Here is a 20,124-nt window from a genome sequence, read left to right on the forward strand (position 1 = left end):
ACATGAGCAGCAACCCGTTCGAGAACCCAGACGGCGTCTACTCCGTCCTGGTCAACGACGAGGGACAGCACAGCCTGTGGCCGGACTTCGTGGACATCCCGGCCGGATGGACGCGCGTCCACGGTCCCGGGGAGCGCCAGGGATGCCTGGACTACATCGAGTCCCACTGGACGGATCTGCGCCCCAAGAGCCTCCACCACCAGTGAGCTGAGGCCTCGGCGGACGGAGCACGGGGGCACCGTCCGCCGGGGGAGGACAGCGCGAAGGGCCCGGACCGGGGAGAGTTCCCTGAGGTCCGGGCCCTTCGCGCTGCCGCGTGCCGCTGTTGTGCGGTGTCGCTGTTGGAAGGCCGCGTTACGAGGCCGCGTTACGAGGCGGGCTGCTCCACCTTTGTCGCCGGGTCTCCGTCCACGGCCGCCGCGAGCATCGGAGCCAGCCGGTCCAGCGCGTACGGCAGGCTGAGGACCGTCCCCATGGACAGCGCGTTCCCGAAGTCGCTCGTCTCGGCGACGAAGACCTCGCGGCCCTGCTTCACCACGTCGAGATCCCCGTACGTCGGGTCCTGGTGCAGCTTCTCCGCGTTCTTCTCGACGTCCTCCACGAACCACACCGCGACCTTCTGATTCAGCAGATCGGTGCGCTCCTTGCTGATGTTCGCGCCGAACTTGTCGCCGATCGCCTTGTCGAGACCGTCCGGCAGCGCGAAGCCGTACGACGTCAGGATCCGTGACCGCGGGTCCTGGCTGCCGAAGACGAACATGCCCTCGTACGGTGTGGCCATCACGCCCGACGCGCCGTCGAACCCGGGGTTCTCCTCGCGCGCCTTCGTGAACCTCGCCTCCACTCCGTCGACCAGCTTCTTCGCCTCCGCCTCCTTGCCGAGCGCCTTGCCTATCGTCTCCGTCTGGAGCTCCCAGGGGATGCCGTAGTCGTTGTACTGCTTCGGCTGCGCGAGGACCGGCGCGAACTTCGAGAGCGTCGTGTACTGCTCCTTGGTGAGACCGGAGTACAGCGCGATGATCAGGTCCGGCTTGAGCGCGGCGATCCGCTCGGTCTGCGGTCCGGTGCCGGTGTCCTTCAGCAGTGCGGGGGTCGCGCCGCCGTCCAGTTCGGCCTCGGCCCAGGGCCCCAGCGCGCCCTTGTACGCGCCCAGCCACTCCGTCGTCCCGACCGGGACCTTGCCCAGCGCCAGCACGGCGTCCTGGTCGGTGAGGCCGACCGTGACGATCCGCCGGGGCTCGGAGTCGACCGTCGTACTGCCGAACTTGTGGGCGATCGTGACGGGGTACGACCCGGCCGCCGCCGTGTCCTTCCCCTGTTCCGCCGAGTCCTGCTTCGAGCCCGTGTCCGAGTCGGAACCGCACGCGGAGACGGTGGCGAACAGCAGGAGTACGGACGCGGACGCGGCGACGAGCCGGTCGGTGCGGAGAGTGCGGGCCATCTCAAGGGGTCCTTCGGGTTCGGTGCTTCTCTGGTGGGTGGATGCGGGGGGTGAGGTGGAGGTGAGTGCGGGGGAGCCACGGGGTGCGAGGTTCGGGACTCATGACGTCGTGTCACCTGGGGCGGTGTCACCTGGGGCGGTCTCGCGCGGTGTGGCGTCACCTGGTGTGTCGTCGCGCGGTGTGGTGTCACCCGGTGTGGTGTCACCCGGCGGCGTGTCGCGGCTGTACGACCACGCTTCCCACAGCGCCGCGTAGCGGCCGTTCGCCGCGCGCAGTTCGTCGTGCGTACCGGATTCCACTGTCCGTCCGGCCTCCATGACCACGATCCGGTCCGCGCTCGCGGCCTGGGTCAGTCGGTGGGCGACGATCAGCGCCGTACGGCCGTCCACCGCGCGGGCGGCGGCCTTCTCCAGGGCGCGCGCCCCGGCACTGCCCGCTTCCGCGGTGGCCTCGTCGAGGATCGCGACCGGCGGATCGGCCAGCACCAGCCGCGCCAGGGCGAGTTGCTGCGACTGCGCGCTGGTGAGCCGGTGCCCGCCCTCGCCGACGACCGTGGCCAGACCGTCCGGCAGAAGATCGGCCCAGCTCAGCGCGGACACGAGGTCGAGCGCCTCGCGCAGTTCGGCGTCGGTGGCGTCGGGGCGTGCCAGCCGCAGGTCGTCGGCGAGCGGTCCGGCGAAGACATGCACGTCCTGGGTGATCAGGGCGACGGTCCGGTGGAGCGTGGCCCTGTCGAGCGAGTCCAGTTCCGCGCCGCCGATCCGGACCGTGCCCTCGGACGGCCGGTGGATACCGGCGGCGATCTTCGCCAGGGTGGTCTTGCCGGCGCCGCTCGCCCCGACCAGCGCGACCCGCTCCCCCGGCGCGATCGTCAGATCCACCCCGTGCAGTACGGGATGGCCCGGTCGGTACGCGTGAGCGATCCCGCCGAGGGCGACGGACGCGTCGCGCGGCACGGCGGGCCGCTCCACCCGTACGGCGGGCGGCAGATCGGCCACCCCGACGAGCCGGGCCAGGCCCGCGGTCGCCGACTGCGCGTCGTCGATCAGCATCAGCGCCGAGTTGACCGGGGTGAAGAGACTGTGGAAGTAGAGCGCGGCGGCCGTCGCCGTACCGATCGACACGGCGTCGGCACGCACCAGCAGAAAGCCCGCCACCAGCACGGCCGTGAGTCCGGTGAACTCGGCCAGATGCAGCCGGCTGTAGAAGCGCAGCACCAGCTGGACACCGCGCATCGTCAGCGCCACCACCGACCAGGACCGCTCGGTGACCCGCTCGGTGTGCTCCTTCTCCAGCCGGAAGGCACGCACCGTCGGTGCCCCGCCGATGCTGTCCAGAAGCTGCTGCTGCTGTGCTCCGTACGCGATGCGCTGCTCGGCGTAGAGCGGTGCCGCGTTGCGTATGTACCAGCGCGCGGTGTGCGCCTGTACGGGGACGGCGAGCAGCGCGGCGAGGAAGAACCGCCAGTCGAGCAGGGCCAGCGCGCCCAGGGTGAGGACGATCGCCAGCACCGAACGGGTCAGCTCCGGCAGCGCGTTGCGGACCGCGTCGGCGATCAGCGACACATCGCCGGTGACGCGTGCCGTCAGATCTCCCGAGCCGGCGCCCTCCACCTGCTCCAGGGGAAGATTCAGGGCCCGGTCCACGAACCGCTCGCGCAGCCGGGCGAGTACGGTCTCGCCGAGCCGGGAAACGAGCGAGAGGCCGAGGCCGGTGGCGGCGCCCTGGACGACGGCGACCGCGGCCAGCAGCATCACGGGTACGGTGATCGCGCCGACCGGGCGGGCCTCGGTGACCACGTCCACGATATGGCCCAGTACCGGCTGGACCACCAGTCCGACGGCCGTCGCGGCGACCGTGGTGACCAGGGCGGCGAGGGCCAGCGGGCGGTGGGGGCGCAGCAGTTCGCGGACGGCGGCGCGGGTGCGACGGGCGGAGGCGGTGGGGAGCAGTGCCCGTTCCTCCGCCGCTGTGCCGGGGCCGGGTTCCGCCGTGTCGGGACCGCGCTCTTCGGTGGTGTGGGCGGTGGCCGGGTCGTGCACGGTGTGCTCCCGCACGGTGTGGTCGTGCGCGGTGTGCTCCCGCACGGTGTGCTCCCGCACGGTGTGGTCGTGCACGATGTGTTCCCGCACGGAGTGGTCATGCGTGGTGGTGTGGTCGGGCACGGTGTGCTCGTGCTTCACGCGAAGACCGCCGTCCGGTAGCTCTCGTGACGCCGTACGAGTTCGGCGTGGGGCGCCGCTCCGGTGACGCGCCCGCCCTGTACGAGCACCACCCGGTCGGTCATCGCGAGCAGCGCCGGACTCGTGGTGACCATGATCGTCGTGCGCCCCCGCCGGAAGTCCCTGACGGCGTCGGCTATCCGGGCCTCGGTGACCGTGTCGACCGCCGTCGTCGGGTCGTGCAGCACCAGCACCGGAGCGTCGGCCGCCAGTGCGCGGGCCAGGGCCACGCGCTGGCGCTGGCCACCGGACAGGGACCGTCCGCGCTCGGTGACCGTCGTACCGGCGCCGTGTGGGAGAGCTTCTGCGACCTCGTCCGCGCCGGCCGCGGCCATCGCCGCCGTCACGATGTCACCGGCCGGGCCCGCGGCGGCCGACACATTGCTGGTCAGGGTGCCCTCGAACAGGTCGGCGTCATGGCCCGCGACCAGGAGCACCTTCCGGATCTCCGCCGGGTCCAGCGCCGTCAGGGCCCTACCGTCCAGTTCCACGGTCCCGGAGTCGGGATCTGCCACGCGCCCCAGACAGCCGAGCAGCGCCAGCGCGTCGGCCGGATCGGTGGCGACCACCCCGAGCAACTCGCCCGGTGCGGCCTCCAGATCGACGTCACGGAGCGCCCCGTACGAGACACCGCGCAGCCGGACATGCCCGCGTACCGGCACCGGCAGCGCGTCCGGACCCGGCTCCACCGCCGGGGGAGCGGCGAGCACCTTCGCGATACGGGCGGCGGAGGAACGGCCCTGGGCGAACTCGGAGTTCACCCAGCCGACCACTTCGAGCGGCCCGAGCAGGAACAGCGCCAGTCCGACCGCCGAGACCAGTCCGCCCAGACTGATGTCACCCGTGGCGGCCAGCCGGCCGCCTATCAGGGCGACCAGGGCGATGAACACACCCGTCAGCGTGAGCGTCATCCCCTTCTGCCAGGCCTGTGCCCGGGTCGCGCGCAAAGTGGCGCCCAGTGAGGCACGGCTGGCGGAACGGTAGCGGGCGACGGCCGCCGACTCGGCGCCGATGCCCTTGAGCACCCGCAGACCGGCGACGAGATCCGCGGCGACTCCCGAGGCGTGCCCGGCCCGTTCCTGCTCGGCCTCGCTGCGCCGCTCCAGCGGCTTGCTCAGCAGATGGCCGAGCCACAGCAACAGGGGGGTGCCCAGCAGGACGACGAGACCGAGCGGTACGGAGATCCAGAGCAGGGCCGCGGCGCTGACACCCAGCGCGGCCAGCGCGGCCGCCGCCTCCATCACCGCGACGTTCACGGCGCCGACCCGCTTGGCGTCCTCGGTGGCGGTGTTCACCAGGGCTCCGGGGAGCCCCAGCGCCTCCGCGCCGCCCGCCGGATCCAGTACCCGTCCGACCAACGCGGTCCTAAGTTCGTGCGCCGCCGCCACGGCGGCGCGCTCCGACAGCCGCGCACCGTGACGGAAACTGAAGGAGAGTCCGACGTACACGACGGCCAGCACGGCGATCCACAGCCAGAGCGCGGCGCCGTCGTCCTTGGCGACGGCCCGGTCGATCACCAGGCCGATGAGCACAGGGACGAGCGCCTCTCCGGCCTGGTGCCCGGCCGCGAGGAGCGATGCGAGGACGACATCGCGCCGCTGTCCCCCCACCACACGCCTCAGGACGTCCCGCCCCGCCGGGCCTTCAGCCCCCACCGCACTCCTCCGGCTCCTGAGATCTCGGCCCGTCGATCAGGGCGAAAACTTAGGTAAGGCTACACTAAGTCGATGTGCGCTGACCACCCCCGAACAGGGCGGTGCGCCCCGGCAGGACCACTCGGACGAGCAGGCGCGGGAACGCGCGCGGTCAGGACGCCGACGCCGGTCGCACGTGCCCCGTATCCGGCCCGTTGACGGACAGGAACTCGCGAGCCCCGCGCACCCTGACGCGGAGCCCGCGCTGGGTTCCGCCGCTGTCCAGACGCACATCCAGCGGCCCGGCGACGCCCGTATCCGCACGCCGCCCGGCGGGCAGAGCGGACGGGTCGACCGCGTTCACCTCGCGCGGCAGATCGAACAGCTCGGCAACCACGACCAACCGGATGGCGCCCTCCGCCGTTGTCGCCCAATCGGCCTTCCGGGAAGCCGTGTTGATCACCGTGTGTGGACGCACTTCGTCGAGGACGGAGGCGATCGCCTCGCGATCGCGAAGGTCAAGAGGCAGCCACGAAACCGCTGGCGCCGATGATGAGGAAGGTCATGCCCCGACACACTATGCGGGGAGCTGGGTCGGATTCATGAAGTGGTCGGCCGGGCCGGCGGAAAATGTGGCGACAGGGCAGTTATCCGCCTCGGACTACACTTAGATATCAGGAGGTTGTATGACACATGGTAACCGCCCGATGTCGGGTGGTGCGTCATCTGATCCACTCGGAGACGGACTGCGAGCGGATCTGTCGAGAGCGATGGAATTGAATGGCATCGGCGGATTCGTATGGGATCTGGAATCCGCGCGGGTCATGCTCGATCCGAGCGCACTTGCGATATTCGATCTGAAGCCCGATGAGTTCGACGGGAAGATATCCACGCTCTACGACCGGATCGTACCTGAAGAGCGGTCCGGTATCAGGGTGCGGACCGCTGAGATTCTCGCGGATCCGGGGCGCTCGACTAGCTGTGGGAATTATTTCCGTGTTCGTCAATCGGATGGCACCGCTCGGTGGGCACACTCACAGGCGGCCGTTGTGCGTGATGATGCCGGAAATCCCGTTCGGGTGATCGGTGTCCTCCGCGCCGAGCTGCATTATGCCGAGGAGCAGTCCGTCCTGGAGTCCGAGCGCCGTCACCAGGCCGGCGTTGTCCAGGCGACCACGACGGCTCTGTCCCAGGCGCTCGGTGTCGAAGATGTGCTGACGGCGCTGACCAGTCATGAGATTCTGGGTCCGGTGGGCGCCGTGGGAATATCGCTGACCGTTCTTGAACAGAACAGACTGCGCAGACTGGCCACCGTCGGTATGCCTCCTAAATATGTACGCGAAGTGGAGTACGGTCGCCTTGACGACGACCGGCCGATCGCCGAGGTCTTCCAGACGCAGAAAGCGCTGTTCGTCACGCGGGAAGACATACGGGCCAATTACTCGATGCTATGGCCTTATATCAAAGGGACAGGTTTCACCGCGTCCGCGGTCCTGCCTCTCATGGCACAGGCGCGGCTCACCGGCGTGCTCGCGATTCTCTACGAGGGAAAGAAGGGATTCTCGCCCGAGGAGCGCAATCTGCTGACGGCGCTGTCGGCCACCGTCGCCCAGGCCTTCCAGCGGGCGCTGCTCTATGACGAGGAACACGCGATGGCGGTCGGTCTTCAGCAGGCCATGCTCCCGGCCAGGATCGAGGCGGTGCCGGGAATGAGCGTCGCCGCGCGGTACCGGCCCGCTCGGGCCGGTCATCAGATCGGCGGGGACTGGTACGACGTGATGCCGCTGCCCGAAGGACGGGTGGGCCTCGTCGTGGGTGACGTACAGGGACATGACATTCAGGCCGCCGCTGTCATGGGACAGTTGCGGACGGCTCTTCGCGCGTATGCCACCGAGGGGCATTCGCCCGCCGCCCTCATGTCCAGGGCCTCGACGTTTCTGCGCGACCTGGACACCGAACGCCTCGCCACCTGTGTCTATGTCAGCCTCGGCCCCGCCACCGGCCGCGCGGAGGTCGTCCGCGCCGGACACCCCAGTCCGCATATCCGCACCGCCCGCGGAAGTATCCAACTGACCGTGGAGGGCGGCCCGCCGCTCGGCCTTCCTCCCGGGCTCCCGCTCAGCCTGGCCGACCCCAGCGACGCTCCTTACCCCATTCACCACTTTCACCTCGGCCGGCAGGAGACGCTCCTGCTCTGCACCGACGGACTGCTGGAGTTCCACGACACCGACATGGCCGCCGGCGAGCACCAGATACAGATGCTTCTCGACAGCGGTCCCGGCCCCGGCGAACTCGACCGGCTGGCGGAGCACATCGTCGCCAGCATCGAGGACCGGCAGGGCCAGGAAGACGATGTGGCCCTGCTGCTGGCGTCCCGGACCACCCCCGACCCGTAACGGTGAGCGGCGCGGTACGCGCGCGGCGGCGAGGCCCGGACCGTGGCAGCGAGGCCCGGACCGGGAGAACAAGCTCAATACCCGGTCAGCGGCTCCAGGGCGGGGGCGGCTGAGGGGACCGTGGGCAGGCCGAGGGCCACGTTGCCCACATGGATCAGCCGGTCCCGGTGCGGGCCCAGGAACGGGGCCGTCAACGGCGTCTCCATCGCACCGGTCAGACAGGACGCCAGACCCAGATCGGTCGCGGTCAGACACATGGTCTGCATCAGACAGCCGGTGTCGCGATAGACGAGACTCAGCGACATCCCTTCGTACTTCCAGGTGGTTCGGCCGGCGCAGGACGCCAGATAGATCCCGGCGGGCGGCGCCTCGGCCATGGCGGCGGCGTCGACGACGGTCCGCCGTTGCAGGACGGCGAGTTCATCGGTCCACGCGGAGAGCCGGTGCAGTGTGTGGGTGAACGGATCGTAGTGATAGGCCCCGCCCGCCAGCCCTTCCACCTCGCGCGCCAGCAGATACACCTCCAGACTGTGGCGTCCCCCGCCGGAGGGAGCTGAGCGGTGGGTCTGTTCGTACGCGCGCGGCGGGAGGTAGCCGCGCACCCGAGCGGTCCGGTCGAGGAACGCGCCGATGAGCGGGAGCGGCACCGGGGAGGGGGCGAAAGTGCGGACGCTGCGGCGCTCGGCGAGCACCTCGGCCAGTGGGCGGCTCGGGGTGTCGCGGCCGTCGGGAAGCGCGATGACCTCGGTGGCTTCGGGGTGGCTGAGGCGCGCGGGTGGCGGGGCGCCGCGCCGGGCATACGGGACGGGCCCCCTCCCGGCCTGTGCGTGTACGGCGAGTTCATAGGGCGTCCAGCCGTCGCCGCCGGAGGCGACTCCTGTTCCAGTGCTGTCGTCACCGCAGTCGTCACCACCCTCGGCGGTGCCTTCGGCCGGTGCGCACCGCTGGACGATCCCGGCCGAGGCAAGCCGGTCCAGAAGGTCGCGCGCCTCCTCGGCACGGCCGGATTCCTGCCAGCGTTCGTGGAGTTCTTCCGCCGTCAGCGGGCGGTCGAGCTGGTGGAGCAGCCCGACGAGCACGGGTTTGACGGAGAACTTCCGCCATCGACGGCAGTCGACCAGGACGGGTCCCGCGCCCTCTCCCCACTCCAGCAGAATGTCGGGGTTGCGTCGGTAGCGGTGCTGGTTGTCCATGCGTCCACCCCTCTCTCTCGCTGATCGGGTGTCTTCCGTCGCACAGGCCATGGACCGGGCGCCGTCACAGGAACGGCAGCGGGAACGGGTTCAGCTCGTCCTCGGTGAGGCTCCTCTCGCGTACGCCCATGGCGACCGGGGCCGTGAAGACACGGGGGCCGCCGCGTCGGTGGAAGTCGCTGCGCAGGGTGAGCGGGCACAGGCCGGGCACCACCGTTCTGACCACCGATACGCCGCACTCGGCCACATCGACCGGCGTGATGTCGACCGTGATGGTCTCGTACCCACGGCCGGCCAGCCTGCGGACCGCCTAGTCCACATCGGCCCGGAGTCCGCCGGTGGGTCTGGCGGGTGGGACCGGGTGCAGCGGGCCCTCGTCCCAGAAGGCCAGATGGTGTTGGCGGTCGGGGGAGCAGTAGTAGAGGGAGAACTCGCTGAGGCTGCTCAGGACGGCGTCGGGGCCGGGAATCTCCTCCTCCGCGAGCCAGATGCCGGCGCCTGTCCGGCACAGACACGCTTCTTCCAGCGCTCCGAGGAGTGCCGCGTGCGGGTCGAGGTCGGCGCGGGCGGTGTGGACGACCACGGGCCGGTCGGGGGTGCCTTCGGCGAAACGGACGGCCACGGCCGGGATACCCAGGTCGGTGGTCAGGTCCTTGCAGATGACCGTGGCGCCGTCCGCCGTGACCCGGTCGATGATCCGGCGGGCCGGGCCGTCCGCGAGCCGCGCGAGATCCAGGCTGGGCAGAGTGAGGCGGTTCTCCCAGAAGACGATGGCCGAGTCACGCTCGACGATCTCCAGCAGACCGCCGAGCACGGCGTGGTGGTATGTGCCGCCGGCGGCCAGGCCCGTGGAGATGGGGTCGAACCAGGGCTTGTGGCCTCGCGGGAAGCGGTACGGCAGATAGACCGCGCAGGCAGGTACATACCGCGTCCTGCCGGTGGTCAGGGAGCGGCCCAGGACCCAGTCGATCTCCACGTCCGGGTCGAAGGGCCCGTACCGCGGCCGCTCGGTGTACTCCTTGGCCGAACCGAGAGGGAGCGTACGCGGGTCGACGGCCTCGTCGCCGAGCGCGGCGAAGGTGGCGCGGATGAGCTGCTCCGGATCGTAGACACCCGCGGCGTAGCGCTCCATGGTCTCGCCGACGGCGCAGACCCGGGCCCCGGTCGGGTCGCTCTTGACGGCGCCGCCGCGCGCCTCCGCCTTCACCGGGGAGAACCAGGTCGTGGTGGTCACCCCGGCGGTGCGCGCATAGGTGGTGCTGCCCCGCCGGCCGTCGCTCCCGTCCACGCGCAGCTCCGGCACGAGCCCGGTCAGCGGATCGACCGCGCCGCGCATGAGCTCCCAACTGGCCTGTGCGTCAACGGCGTTCGCCTCGGGCCGCATCGGCGGGACAACGGCCTGGGCGCACGCCGGGCAGTTCGGGGTGTGGAACAGCGCATGGCGCGTACGCTCCAGCGAATCGTGGTCGATGTCGGTCAGGACCGGGGGACCGGTGCGCGGCCGCGTGGTGAGGGTCGTCAGCAACTCGTGAGCGAGGATCCCCGCGGCGATGGCGGTGGTGGGCCATGCCTCGCTCTCCGCCGCGCCCAGCAGCACATCGAACGGCAGGTCGGCGACCGCCTGCCAGGTGTGGTTGGCGCGGATGCGCCGTACGAGACAGACGGGGCAGGCGGTACGGGGCGGGGTGAGGGTGGCGAGGAGCAGACGGGTCGGCGTGCTCAGATACGTCACCAGCGGTGTGCCGCCGGCGAGGGAGAACCGGGTCCAGCGCTGGAGTTCGGACTCTGCCAGACCGAGCGGCAGGAGTACGGCGTCGGCGCCCGGCGGTGGCAGTACGCCGTCGGCGCCCAGGGGCAGGGGCAGGGGGAGGGCATCGGCATTCAGGGGTACGGCGTCGGCGTCCGCGCTCCGCCCGGCGACCACCACCCTGACTCCGGCCCGGCTCAGATGCGTGGCGGTCTCGGCCGAAAGCAGCCCGTCGGCGGCCAGGACGACCGTGAGGTCGCCGCGCTCCTGCTCCCGTCCGTAGAGCGGATGGGAGCGCCGTCCGTCGCCGGGGTGGACAAGGCCGCGGTGACGCATTCCCTCGACGACGCGATCCGGTACGGCGTCGAGCGAGAGGAGGCCGTGCTCGCCACCACGCGGGACGGGCATTCCGGCCGGGACGCGGAGGGTCCCCGTACTCGCGCAGATATAGAGGTGATCGTCGCGGCTGACGAGCCGTACATCACGCCGGGGCATGAGGGCAGCGGAGCGGGGGGTGGCCGACGGGTCCGGGCTCGATTCCAATGCTGTCCGCCTTCTGGAGACTGGTCGGGGGTCGGGAGCAGGTCGGTCGGTGGTCGGGAGTAAGAAGGTGCCTCCCTGCCTGTGACGAGACAGGACGACGAGACAGGAAGACACCTGGCGCGCTACTCCGCCGGCTCGGTCTCCCGCTCCGTCACATCCGACACAGCGCTGAAGCAGCTGTGCCCGGCGAAAGCCGCCTCGGTCTCGGGGATCGACATTTCTTCGAAGAGTTCATCGTTTTCGAACATGACGGTTGTTTCCTTTCTCGGAACGGCACTCCTGAATAGCGCTGCCGTTATGGCTCGGCAGAGCCTCGATGGCGCTTTCTTCATTGCATGGCACGTTCGAATAAACCGTCAAGGGAAAGCCGGAGAGTTTGCTGCGAATCGCCAGCGTGTAATTGTATTACCGGCAGGGGTGTTCCTTTCCTTTCGGTCCCCACCTCGTCCGTTCGTCTCCGCGCACCACCGTGCCGCACAGCAGCTCGGTCGTCGTCCCGTCGCCGCCGCCCCGCAGCACCGCGAGCAGCTTGTCCTCCGTCAGCCGTCCCCCGCCCGCCGCGCCGTGCGCGTCCATACGGCCGGTGGCCCCGTCGAAACCCCCGCCGCCCAGGCCCTGGTAGAGCACCCCTTGCAGCAGTCCGCGGTCGAGGCGGTCGTCATGTCCGCCGGTGGTCCGCCAGGACTGGTCGATGCCCTCGGCGAGATAGCGCAACGCGTCCCAGGCGAGCGCGACATGAGCGTCCTCGCGCATGGCCTCCGTGCCGGCGCTGTGATCGGCGCCGTACACCCGGTCGTACGCGGTGAGGAAAGCCGCGGCCTCCGGACTCCGCGCCGCCAGGTCGGGGGCGTAGCCGTGCGAGACGTAGTAGAGGGTGAGGCCCTTGAAGTCGTCCCAGGGGCGCGGCTCTTCGGTCAGCGTGTTGGTGACGTCGTCGCCGCCGAGCACACTGATCTTCGGGCAGTCGCCGGAGATACGCGCGATCTCGGCCAGGAAGAGCTGGAACTGGCTGGCCCGCGCCGACCACACCACCGCCGTCCGCGGCTCCTCGTTCACCGCGCGGCAGACCTCGCGGGCCAGGTCCTCCACGGTCGGCACCGGCCGCCCGCCGAGCGCACCCTCCACCGGTCCGGGTTCCGGTGCGTCGGCGGGGGTGTAGAGGAGTACGTCGGTGCGCTCCTGCCCGTACGACGAGAGGAAGGACGCGGCGAGGCTGTTGCTGTAGGCGTCGGTGGTGTCGGCGACGAGACTCACCCGGAGCGCCTTCCGCCCGCCCGTGGTCATCCCGGCGTTCGAGGCGAAGACCGCCATCAGTTCGGCGGCCCGCGTGTCGGTGGGGGCGGTCTGGTAGTAGTGCTCGCCCTGACGCAGGAGTTCATCGGCGGTGCCCGAGGTGCCGACCATCGGGATGCCCGCTTCGTCGAGGGTGCGTATCGCGCCATACGTATTCCGGCGGCTCTGCCCGAAACCCACGACACCCGCGATCGACGGATCGCCGGCGGCGAGTTCCGCGATCCGGTCGGCGACGGCGGACGCGTCCTTGAAGCGGTCACCCGCGTTGGCGGCGAGCACCCGCAGCGGTACGCGCTCGCCGGAACGCAGCGCCTGGGTGTTGATGTGCCGCTGTGCCAGCGCGATGCCGCGCAGCTCCGCCAATGTGCCGCCGCGCACCGGGTCCTCGGCGTCCTCGCCTCCGCTGAGCGGGCCGAAGTAGACGACGGTGCGGCGGCCGGGGCGCGGGTCGTCCTGGTGCCGGCCCGCGAGCTTACTGTCGACTTCCTCGTTCTGCCGTTCGATCTGCTGGAGCACGGCCCGTAAGGCCCGCTCACTGGGCTCGTCGCCGAAGCCGGCCGCGCCTTCGGCGACACCGACACACTGCCCGTCCGTACCGAGGAAGGTGGAGCCCTGGCAGGGGTCGTCCTCTTCGGCGCTCCCGATGTTCGGTGCGAGGAAGAGGCCGACGGCGAGTGCGAGCGCGAGCACCCCGATACCGAACACCCCGGCCACCTCGGTGCCGGGGCCCCAGCGCGGCGACGGCGTCACCAGCGTGGGCCAGCGGCCGAGCCAGTACACCGCCGCCTGGTCGTCCTCGGCTCCCTCGGCCACCGGTACGACGATGCCGGTCGGCTGGCCCGGTGTCATTCCGCGCCGCTCGATGTTGATCAGCTCGGCGCCGGCGTGGGCGAGGCCCGACGCGTCGATGTCCGGGATGCGCGAGGCCAGCGACCGTACACCGCCCGCCACCGCGAACACCGAGGTGCAGCGCAAGTCCTCCACGGCGGAACGGAGTTCGCGCAGGAAGCGCTGGACGCGCGAGTCGGCCGGCCCGGCGTCGTCGAAGAGAAGCACGAAGCGGGAGGTGCGACGCCGCCGCCAGGGGTTGAGGAGACGGGGCCGGCACGCCTGGTCGAGGTCGGCGAGCAGGGCGTGCATGAGCACCCGGTCCATACGCTCCGGTTCACTGGCGGGTTCGCCGTGTACGAGGTCGAGCGCGGAGCGGAAGAAGTCGGTGGGCGGGCTGCCGTGCTGGCGGCGCACCCACTCCGCGTACCAGCTGCGGCTACGGGCCCGCCCGAGCATGCGGCGGTTGGCGCGCCAGCCGAAGAGGGCGCGCGGCAGCCGCTGGAAGAGCGGCCCCGCGATGAAGTTCCACAGCAGCTCCAGCAGCGTGCCGCCGCTCGCCTGGTCGCGGCCGCCGAGCCACCACAGGGTCTGAGCGGTACGGGACCAGTTGCGGTGCTCCGCGTAGCAGTGGTTGCGCAACTCGGCGTGGCGGCGCTCCATGAGCCCCTCGATGGCGGGCGCGGTGACGACGGAGCGCAGCAACCGGTAGCTGTGCAGGCGCAATTCACCGGTGCCGGGCGGCATGGTCTCGGCGAGCTGATGGGTCAGATGCTCGAAGAGTTCCAGCGGCGGCGGGTCGGTGCCGTCGGGGAGCCGCGGGATGTACGCGTGCGGGGCGAGGACCTCGCTGCGCCCGCGCATCCGTGACCGGAGCCCTGTGACGATCCGGCGTCCCGCATCGCCGCCGTCCGGCTCGTTGAGCAGGACGACCGGCACCCTGCTGCGGCTGCGCCGCGGCTGCACCACCAGTTTGTCGAACGCGTCGATAAAACGCTCGACGCCCGGATAAGCCGGAATGCGGCTTTGCGGATCCCCCGAAGTCATGACCAGCTCCCCCTTGTTCCCCCTGAGAATCACCAATTGTTCCCGTTGACTCTCGTACAGAAACGTGGAGTCGGCCCATCGGCGCGCGGGCGACGGACCGCCCCGGGGCGGCGTGGGGCGGGCGGGCCTGCGTCCGTGGGCGGCGCAGGGTCCGCGTCCATTCACCGCACCGCGCTGGGCGGGGTCCAACCGGTACTGCCCAGGGCGGCGCGGTGGGCCACGAGGGCCGCGAGATCGTCGTCGCGGGTGCCCGAGACATACGTGAGAATGTCCTGCTCAAGGAGGTCCAGGAACTGGCGGGGCGCGGCGAAGGCCCAGGGCCGGACGCGCTGGGCGAGGGGATAGAAGGTCCCGGCATGATCACGGGTCTCGCTGACACCGTCGGTGTAGAGCAGCAGACTGTCGCCGGCGGCGAAGGGAATCGTGTCCACGCGGTAGTGATCGCCGAGCAGGGCGGCCATGTTGATGGGTGCCGACGGCGCGCTGGGTTCCACCTCGCGCACATCGCCGTTGTGCAGCAGCAGCGGTGGCGGGTGCCCGCAGTTGACCAGCCGTGCGACGGGCTCCTCGGTAGGAATCTCGACCAGCACGATCGTGACGAAACGCTCCAGCACGTCCTCGCTGGGGACGGCCTCGCAGTACCCGTTGATACTGCTCTCCAGCCGGCCCGCCAGGGACGGCAGGTCGGGGCTGTCCTTGACGAACACCCGGAACGAGCTGAGGACGACGGAGGCGGCCTCGACGGCCGGCAGCCCCTTGCCGCGCACATCGCCGATGATCAGCCGTACCCCGTACGGGGTCTGCAGCGCCTCGTAGAAGTCACCGCCGATACGGGCGTGCGCGGCGGCGGCCCGGTAGAGCACCTCGATGTCGACCTGCCCGAGATGATTCGGCAGCGGGCGCAGCAGTACCCGCTGCGCGGTCTCCGCCACGGCGCAGACCTGGGCGAGGGTGCGCTCCCGGTTCTGCCGTACGCGGCTGGCGTAGGCGGCGGCCAAGGTGATGGTCGCGATCGCGAGCAGTGTGAAGTAACCGGGTGTTCGGTTCAGGTCGTGCTCCACGACAAGACCGAGGGCCGTGTCGGCCGTCAGGGCCAGCACCCCGACACCCAGCGTGCCGGCCACCGGGAACATGGCGGCGGCCAGCGCCGGTGCCACCCCGAGCAGCCGGTTGAACTGCAGATGGGGCGTGAGGGCCGCCGCCACCGAGACCACGACGACCACCAGCAGAGGCGTGAGGAGCGCCGTCTCGAACGGACGGCCCTGGTCCCGCATCCGCTGGGAGAGCCGCTTCGGGGCGGTCACGGTCACCTGACTGAGCACACTGATTGCAGAAATGGGACATTCCCCTCATCTCGAAGCACTAGCCACTTTTCGTTGAGGGGACCGAATAGTCAAGGCCGAGCTGCCTCGGTCTCTGTGACCCGTCACCGGACGGAACCGGTCGAACACCGTCGGATTACGTGTACGGTCCCGACCGGTCCCGGCGCCGGCTCAGGGGCGCAGGTGCGCGAGGCGGCACGCCTCGTTGGCGTGGGCCCGCTGGACGTTACGTGCGATCAGACCGTCCACGCAGTCCCGGTAGGCGTAGGTGTAGTCGCCTTCCCCCAGCTGGCACTGGAGGCTCAGGAGCGGATGGGTGTACCCCATGTTCTGGAGGTACTGGGAACACTGCTCGACCGTGGCATGGGCCGGGGTCGTGGCGGTGAGCGGCAGGGCGATGAGGGCGACGGCCGTCATGGCCCGCGCGAGGGTTTTCAGCATGGCCCGACAGATACCGGTGATCGGCCCCGCCGCGACGGCGATCGGGGAGCGGCTTCACCCGTACGAGGGCAAAGGTCATACGGGCGCGCCGCGCCGCGGGACTGCTCGGGCCGGACGCGGCCGGACGGGACCGGACTGCCCGGACCGGCCCCGTCCGGGCGGACCGCCCGGACCGGCCGGACCGGTCCTCAGGGCTTCAGCTGGGTGAAACGGATGCTGTTGCCGAAGGGGTCGCGGAGGGCGCAGTCGATTCCGTACGGACGCTCGGTGGGTTCCTCGGTGAACTCGACGCCCCGGCCCAGCAGTGTGTCGTACGTCTTGCGGCAGTCGTCCGTGCTGAAGATGAGCGAGCCGCCCGTGGCGCCCTTGGTCAGCAGCTCGCGGACCTGCTGTGCCGTCTCCTCGGACAGCGCCGGAGCTCCCGGCCTCTCCAGCAGGATCTGCCGCTCCGGATGGCCGGGGACATGGACGGTCAGCCAGCGCATGAAGCCCAGGTCGACATCGGAGTTGACCTCCAGGCCGAGCTTGCCCACGTAGAAATCGAGGGCCTCGTCCTGGTCGAGGACGTATATCTGTGAGTGTGTGATCGCGTTGAACATGTGTGTCACGCTACCGGGCAAGCCGGGCGAAAACTTATCCGAAACTGCTCGGATGACGGACGGTACGCGCGGTGTGCGGACCGTACGCACAGTGTGCGGACGGTCACGAGCTCGGCCGCATCCAGGCCATGGTGAAGCAGGTCGGTACGCCCGTGGCCGCCGTTCTCCTTTCCTTGCGGTACTCCCTCGGCGACCGGCCGACGATGTCGTGGAACGTGCGGCTGAAGGTTCCCGGGCTGCCGAAGCCGACTTCGAAGCAGATGTCCGTCACACTGCGATCGGTCTCCCGCAGCAGGAACATCGCACGCTCGACACGGCGGCGCTGCAGATAGCGGTGCGGTGTCTCGCCGAATGTGGCCCGGAAGGTGCGGGTGAAGTGTGCCTGGGACACATGGGCGATCCGGGCCAGGGCCGGGATGTCCAGCGGCTGCGCGTAGGCGCGGTCCATCGCATCCCGTACCCGGAGCATCCGGCGGTTCGTCTCTTCTGCGGCACGGCTCACGAGGCCATCACACCACGGTCTGGCGTCCTGCTCGGGGGTCAGGCCCATGGCGTCACCGATGGCGAGGGGTACGGCACCCGCCCGTTCCCGGAGCCGTGCTCCCGGCTCGGTGAGCCGCAGGGCGAGGTCAGCCCCAGTTCCTCCAGTACGGGCCGGTAGCGCGCGGTGACCGCCCGCGAGGCCGCGTAGAGGGCGAAGCAGAGCTGGTCGTCCAGGAGGAGGGAGCCTTCCTGTGCCGGTCCGGCCGCCGGTTCGGCACCGTCTGAATCTCTTCCCGCCGCGCTCGGGATCCACGAAGATCCGCCGGACAGGACCTTAAGCCGGGTCCTTGACGGAGTCGGCGCCCCGGCCGGAGTGTCCCGGCCCGCCGGCGGAGCGTCCCGGTCGGTCGTCGGCGGGGGCGGTGACCGGGTGCGCTTCGACGAGTGTCCGCAGCAGACTCAGACCGGCCTCGGCCGGGGAACCACGCTGCGCGCTGTACATCAGCGTCCACTGGCCGGACTCGTCCGGCATGCGCAGCGTCTCGAAGGAGAGTTCCATCGGCCCCACCAGCGGATGGTGGAAGGACTTCACCCCGGACACACAGTTGCGTACCGGATGGCGCTGCCACAGCGCGGCGAACTCCGGGCTCTTCATGAGCAGTTCGCCGACCAGTTCGGCCAGCCGGCGGTCGTCGGGACAGCGGCCGGCCATCAGCCGCAGCGAGGACACGGCGCGCTTGGCCTCCTCCTCCCAGCGCGGATACAGCTCGCGGGTGTGCGGGTCGAGGAAGAGCAGCCGCTGAAGATTGGGACGCTCGGTCGGCCGGTCGGGAGCGGTGAAGTCGAGATGGTCCCCGACCAGGCCGTGGCCCAGGGGATTCCAGGCGAGGACATCGCTGCGCCGGTCCAGCACGATCGCGGGAACGCCGCCCATGGCGTCGATGAGCTGCTTCGTACCGGGCCGGACGCAGACCGCCCGCTCCGGCGGACGGCGCTTGGCGCGGCCGGGACGGGCGAGGTTCCGCAGATGGGTGTGTTCGTCGTCGCTCAGCCGGAGCGCGCGGGCGAGCGCGTCGAGCACCCCCTCGGAGGCGTTGCCGCTCTGGCCCTGCTCCAGCCGCGCGTAGTACGCCGGGCTCACCCCGGCGAGCTGTGCCAGCTCCTCGCGCCGGAGGCCCGGCACACGCCGCTGGGCCCCGTACGAGACCAGTCCGACGTCCTCGGGCTTCAGCCGTGCGCGCCGTGTGCGCAGGAATTCACCAAGCTCCGCGGGAGTATCCATGCGGACCAGTATGGCCGCGGTCCTCCGCCCGGACCGGGGCCCATCCACACCCTGCGAGTGGTAGGACCAGCGGTCACACGCATCGCTTGCGTACGCGGCGCGCGTGGCTGGTTGCCTCATCGACGTCACCGCAGACTCTCGGTCGGCGTGATGGTCATGCCTGGTCAAGGACGAGAGGGAACCCGACGATGTCGACACTCGACGATGTGTCAGCGCAGCGGCCTTCAGCACCCCCCGAGCGGCTCACCGGCCGGCTGAAGCTCGTCCTGGTGGTACTGCTGGTCGCGCAGTTCATGCTCGCCGTGGACTTCTCGATCCTGAACGTCGCGCTGCCCGTGATAGGCAAGGGCCTGGGCTTCTCGCTGGGGAACCTCCAGTGGATCGCCACCTCGTTCGCCCTCGCCGCCGCCGGATTCACCCTGCTCTTCGGCCGGATCGCCGACCTGGTCGGCCGGCGCCGGCTCTTTCTGATCGGGCTCGCGGTCCTGGGCGCCGCCTCACTGCTCGGTGGGCTCGCCGTCAGCCCCGAGACCCTGCTGATCGCCCGTGTCGCACAGGGGCTGGCGACCGCCGCGGTGACCCCGGCCGGTCTCTCGCTGCTGACCTCGTCGTTCCCCGAGGGCCCGCTGCGGTCCAGGGCGCTCGGCCTCAACGGCGCGCTGATGTCCGCCGGGTTCACCACCGGCGCGGTGCTCGGCGGCGTACTCACCGATCTGCTGAGCTGGCGCTGGTCGTTCCTGATCAATGTGCCCGTCGCGCTGGCCGTGCTGATCGTCGCGCCGGCCGTGATCTCCGAGAGCCGGGGCGAGGACCGGACACGGCTCGATCTGCCGGGCGCGCTGGCCGTGACCGTCGGTCTGCTCTCCCTGGTGTACGGGCTGACCATGGCGGGCGAGCACGGATTCGGCGCCCCGAAGGCCCTGGCCGGGCTGATCCTGGGCGTGCTGCTGCTGGTGGTCTTCTACTTCGTGGAGAAGGGGGTGCCCCGGCCGCTCGTTCCGGTACGTATCCTCCGGCGGCGTTCGGTGATCTTCGGAAACCTGGCGGGTCTGCTCGCCTTCGTCACCGAGACGTCCCTCGTCTTCCTGATGACCCTCTACCTTCAGAAGGTGCTCGGGTTCTCACCGCTCGCGGCCGGTCTGTCCTTCGGTGTACTGGGTTTGGGCACCGTCGTCGGCGGTGTCACCGCGGCCCGGGTGATCGGCGGGATCGGCACCACCCCGGCGCTGGTGACGGGCGGCCTGGTGCAGGCGGTGGCGACGGTGGCGCTGGTCGGCCTCGGTGACGGCCGGGGCTCGATGTGGCTGTTGCTGACCGCGACCTTCGTCGGCGGTGTGGGGAACATGCTCGTCATCGTCGGATTCATGGTGACCGCCACCTCGGGTCTGCCCGACGCGGAGCAGGGCATGGCGACCGGTATGGCCACCATGAGCCAGCAGGTCGGTATCACCATGGGCACACCGATCATGAGCGCCATCGTCACCGCGCGGGTCGGCGGGTCCGCCGACCCCGAGGTGATCCTCGACGGTGTGAGTGTCGCCGTGCTGGTCAACGCGCTCATCGTGCTGGCCGGAGTGATCATGGCCGCGCTGTTCCTGCGTACCGGGAAGGAGACGAAGGGCAAGCAGCGGGACGGCAGTTGACGGATCGTC

At 70.4% G+C, this 20,124-nt stretch carries 18 protein-coding genes and 1 pseudogene; 4 read left to right on the forward strand and 15 right to left on the reverse strand.

All coding sequences use genetic code 11. The features are described 5' to 3' along the window. The first annotated feature begins 2 nt into the window (after positions 1-2). A complete protein-coding gene (locus tag OG214_RS35100; RefSeq protein ID WP_363083560.1) occupies positions 3-206 on the forward strand; it encodes an MbtH family protein in 204 nt (67 codons plus the stop codon). 161 nt (positions 207-367) lie between these two features. Here OG214_RS35100 and OG214_RS35105 read toward each other — a convergent pair whose 3' ends face one another. The 4 genes from OG214_RS35105 to OG214_RS35120 form a co-directional block, all read right to left on the reverse strand. Beyond that, entirely contained in the window at positions 368-1,441 is a 1,074-nt protein-coding gene (locus OG214_RS35105; RefSeq protein WP_405987033.1) for an iron-siderophore ABC transporter substrate-binding protein, read from the reverse strand. A 99-nt stretch (positions 1,442-1,540) separates the two neighbouring features. After that, positions 1,541-3,394 (reverse strand): ABC transporter ATP-binding protein, encoded by a 1,854-nt coding sequence (locus OG214_RS35110; RefSeq protein ID WP_405987698.1) that lies wholly within the window; start codon positions 3,392-3,394, stop codon positions 1,541-1,543. Between the two features lie 227 nt (positions 3,395-3,621). Further along, the gene (locus OG214_RS35115) at positions 3,622-5,319 is read right to left on the reverse strand and encodes an ABC transporter ATP-binding protein (RefSeq protein WP_405987034.1); all 1,698 of its coding nucleotides are present in this window, start codon (positions 5,317-5,319) and stop codon (positions 3,622-3,624) included. A gap of 151 nt (positions 5,320-5,470) precedes the next feature. Further along, positions 5,471-5,695: a hypothetical protein gene (locus tag OG214_RS35120; protein ID WP_405987035.1), complete on the reverse strand. Its 225-nt coding sequence runs from the start codon at positions 5,693-5,695 to the stop codon at positions 5,471-5,473. Positions 5,696-6,122: 427 nt separating this feature from the next. On the opposite strand from OG214_RS35120, the pseudogene OG214_RS35125 reads away from it, so the two are divergent. Continuing rightward, a pseudogene (locus OG214_RS35125) lies at positions 6,123-6,329 on the forward strand (PAS domain-containing protein); the annotation flags it as partial. A 3-nt stretch (positions 6,330-6,332) separates the two neighbouring features. On the opposite strand, the gene OG214_RS35130 reads toward OG214_RS35125, so the two are convergent. After that, complete coding sequence (locus tag OG214_RS35130; RefSeq protein WP_405987722.1) at positions 6,333-6,533, reverse strand: hypothetical protein; 201 nt, start codon at positions 6,531-6,533, stop codon at positions 6,333-6,335. On the opposite strand from OG214_RS35130, the gene OG214_RS35135 reads away from it, so the two are divergent. Continuing rightward, the gene (locus tag OG214_RS35135) at positions 6,510-7,694 is read left to right on the forward strand and encodes a GAF domain-containing SpoIIE family protein phosphatase (RefSeq protein WP_363083136.1); all 1,185 of its coding nucleotides are present in this window, start codon (positions 6,510-6,512) and stop codon (positions 7,692-7,694) included. The two genes, OG214_RS35130 and OG214_RS35135, sit on opposite strands and share 24 nt — an antisense overlap. Before the next feature lie 74 nt (positions 7,695-7,768). Here the strand turns inward: OG214_RS35135 and OG214_RS35140 are convergent, their stop codons facing one another. The 10 genes from OG214_RS35140 to OG214_RS35185 all read right to left on the reverse strand — a co-directional run bounded on the left by OG214_RS35140 (position 7,769) and on the right by OG214_RS35185 (position 18,472). Further along, positions 7,769-8,887 (reverse strand): SagB family peptide dehydrogenase, encoded by a 1,119-nt coding sequence (locus OG214_RS35140; protein ID WP_405987036.1) that lies wholly within the window; start codon positions 8,885-8,887, stop codon positions 7,769-7,771. Positions 8,888-8,951: 64 nt separating this feature from the next. After that, positions 8,952-9,134 (reverse strand): hypothetical protein, encoded by a 183-nt coding sequence (locus OG214_RS35145; RefSeq protein ID WP_405987037.1) that lies wholly within the window; start codon positions 9,132-9,134, stop codon positions 8,952-8,954. A gap of 63 nt (positions 9,135-9,197) precedes the next feature. Beyond that, a complete protein-coding gene (locus tag OG214_RS35150; protein WP_405987038.1) occupies positions 9,198-11,129 on the reverse strand; it encodes a YcaO-like family protein in 1,932 nt (643 codons plus the stop codon). A 170-nt stretch (positions 11,130-11,299) separates the two neighbouring features. Beyond that, positions 11,300-11,425, reverse strand: a complete 126-nt coding sequence (locus OG214_RS35155) for an azolemycin family RiPP peptide (protein ID WP_363083131.1) — start codon at positions 11,423-11,425, stop codon at positions 11,300-11,302. A 157-nt stretch (positions 11,426-11,582) separates the two neighbouring features. Continuing rightward, a complete protein-coding gene (locus OG214_RS35160) occupies positions 11,583-14,345 on the reverse strand; it encodes an ABC transporter substrate-binding protein (protein WP_405987039.1) in 2,763 nt (920 codons plus the stop codon). A 161-nt stretch (positions 14,346-14,506) separates the two neighbouring features. Next, on the reverse strand, positions 14,507-15,649 hold the full coding sequence (locus tag OG214_RS35165; RefSeq protein WP_363083129.1) for a PP2C family protein-serine/threonine phosphatase: 1,143 nt from the start codon (positions 15,647-15,649) through the stop codon (positions 14,507-14,509). A gap of 189 nt (positions 15,650-15,838) precedes the next feature. After that, positions 15,839-16,108, reverse strand: coding sequence for a hypothetical protein (locus OG214_RS35170; RefSeq protein WP_405987040.1), 270 nt, complete (start codon positions 16,106-16,108; stop codon positions 15,839-15,841). 188 nt (positions 16,109-16,296) lie between these two features. Continuing rightward, on the reverse strand, positions 16,297-16,707 hold the full coding sequence (locus tag OG214_RS35175) for a VOC family protein (protein WP_405987041.1): 411 nt from the start codon (positions 16,705-16,707) through the stop codon (positions 16,297-16,299). A 103-nt stretch (positions 16,708-16,810) separates the two neighbouring features. After that, positions 16,811-17,209 carry an AraC family transcriptional regulator gene (locus tag OG214_RS35180; protein ID WP_363085489.1) on the reverse strand — a complete coding sequence of 133 codons (399 nt, stop codon included), beginning with the start codon at positions 17,207-17,209 and terminating at the stop codon, positions 16,811-16,813. A 315-nt stretch (positions 17,210-17,524) separates the two neighbouring features. Continuing rightward, the gene (locus tag OG214_RS35185) at positions 17,525-18,472 is read right to left on the reverse strand and encodes a helix-turn-helix transcriptional regulator (protein ID WP_405987042.1); all 948 of its coding nucleotides are present in this window, start codon (positions 18,470-18,472) and stop codon (positions 17,525-17,527) included. Between the two features lie 188 nt (positions 18,473-18,660). On the opposite strand from OG214_RS35185, the gene OG214_RS35190 reads away from it, so the two are divergent. Then, a complete protein-coding gene (locus OG214_RS35190; RefSeq protein ID WP_405987043.1) occupies positions 18,661-20,115 on the forward strand; it encodes an MFS transporter in 1,455 nt (484 codons plus the stop codon). The last annotated feature ends 9 nt before the right edge of the window (positions 20,116-20,124 follow it).

The sequence above is a fragment of the Streptomyces sp. NBC_00872 genome (genome assembly GCF_045161915.1).
Taxonomy (GTDB): Bacteria; Actinomycetota; Actinomycetes; order Streptomycetales; family Streptomycetaceae; genus Streptomyces.

Excerpts from the sequence above, each read along its gene's own strand:
- OG214_RS35170 (WP_405987040.1), bottom strand. The coding sequence starts at position 16,108 with ATGCTGAAAACCCTCGCGCGGGCCATGACGGCCGTCGCCCTCATCGCC.
- OG214_RS35100 (WP_363083560.1), top strand. The coding sequence starts at position 3 with ATGAGCAGCAACCCGTTCGAGAACCCAGACGGCGTCTACTCCGTCCTG.
- OG214_RS35140 (WP_405987036.1), bottom strand. The coding sequence starts at position 8,887 with ATGGACAACCAGCACCGCTACCGACGCAACCCCGACATTCTGCTGGAG.
- OG214_RS35155 (WP_363083131.1), bottom strand. The coding sequence starts at position 11,425 with ATGTTCGAAAACGATGAACTCTTCGAAGAAATGTCGATCCCCGAGACC.
- OG214_RS35150 (WP_405987038.1), bottom strand. The coding sequence starts at position 11,129 with ATGCCCCGGCGTGATGTACGGCTCGTCAGCCGCGACGATCACCTCTAT.
- OG214_RS35105 (WP_405987033.1), bottom strand. The coding sequence starts at position 1,441 with ATGGCCCGCACTCTCCGCACCGACCGGCTCGTCGCCGCGTCCGCGTCC.
- OG214_RS35160 (WP_405987039.1), bottom strand. The coding sequence starts at position 14,345 with ATGACTTCGGGGGATCCGCAAAGCCGCATTCCGGCTTATCCGGGCGTC.
- OG214_RS35175 (WP_405987041.1), bottom strand. The coding sequence starts at position 16,707 with ATGTTCAACGCGATCACACACTCACAGATATACGTCCTCGACCAGGAC.
- OG214_RS35130 (WP_405987722.1), bottom strand. The coding sequence starts at position 6,533 with ATGACTGGTCAGCGCCGTCAGCACATCTTCGACACCGAGCGCCTGGGA.
- OG214_RS35190 (WP_405987043.1), top strand. The coding sequence starts at position 18,661 with ATGTCGACACTCGACGATGTGTCAGCGCAGCGGCCTTCAGCACCCCCC.
- OG214_RS35185 (WP_405987042.1), bottom strand. The coding sequence starts at position 18,472 with ATGGATACTCCCGCGGAGCTTGGTGAATTCCTGCGCACACGGCGCGCA.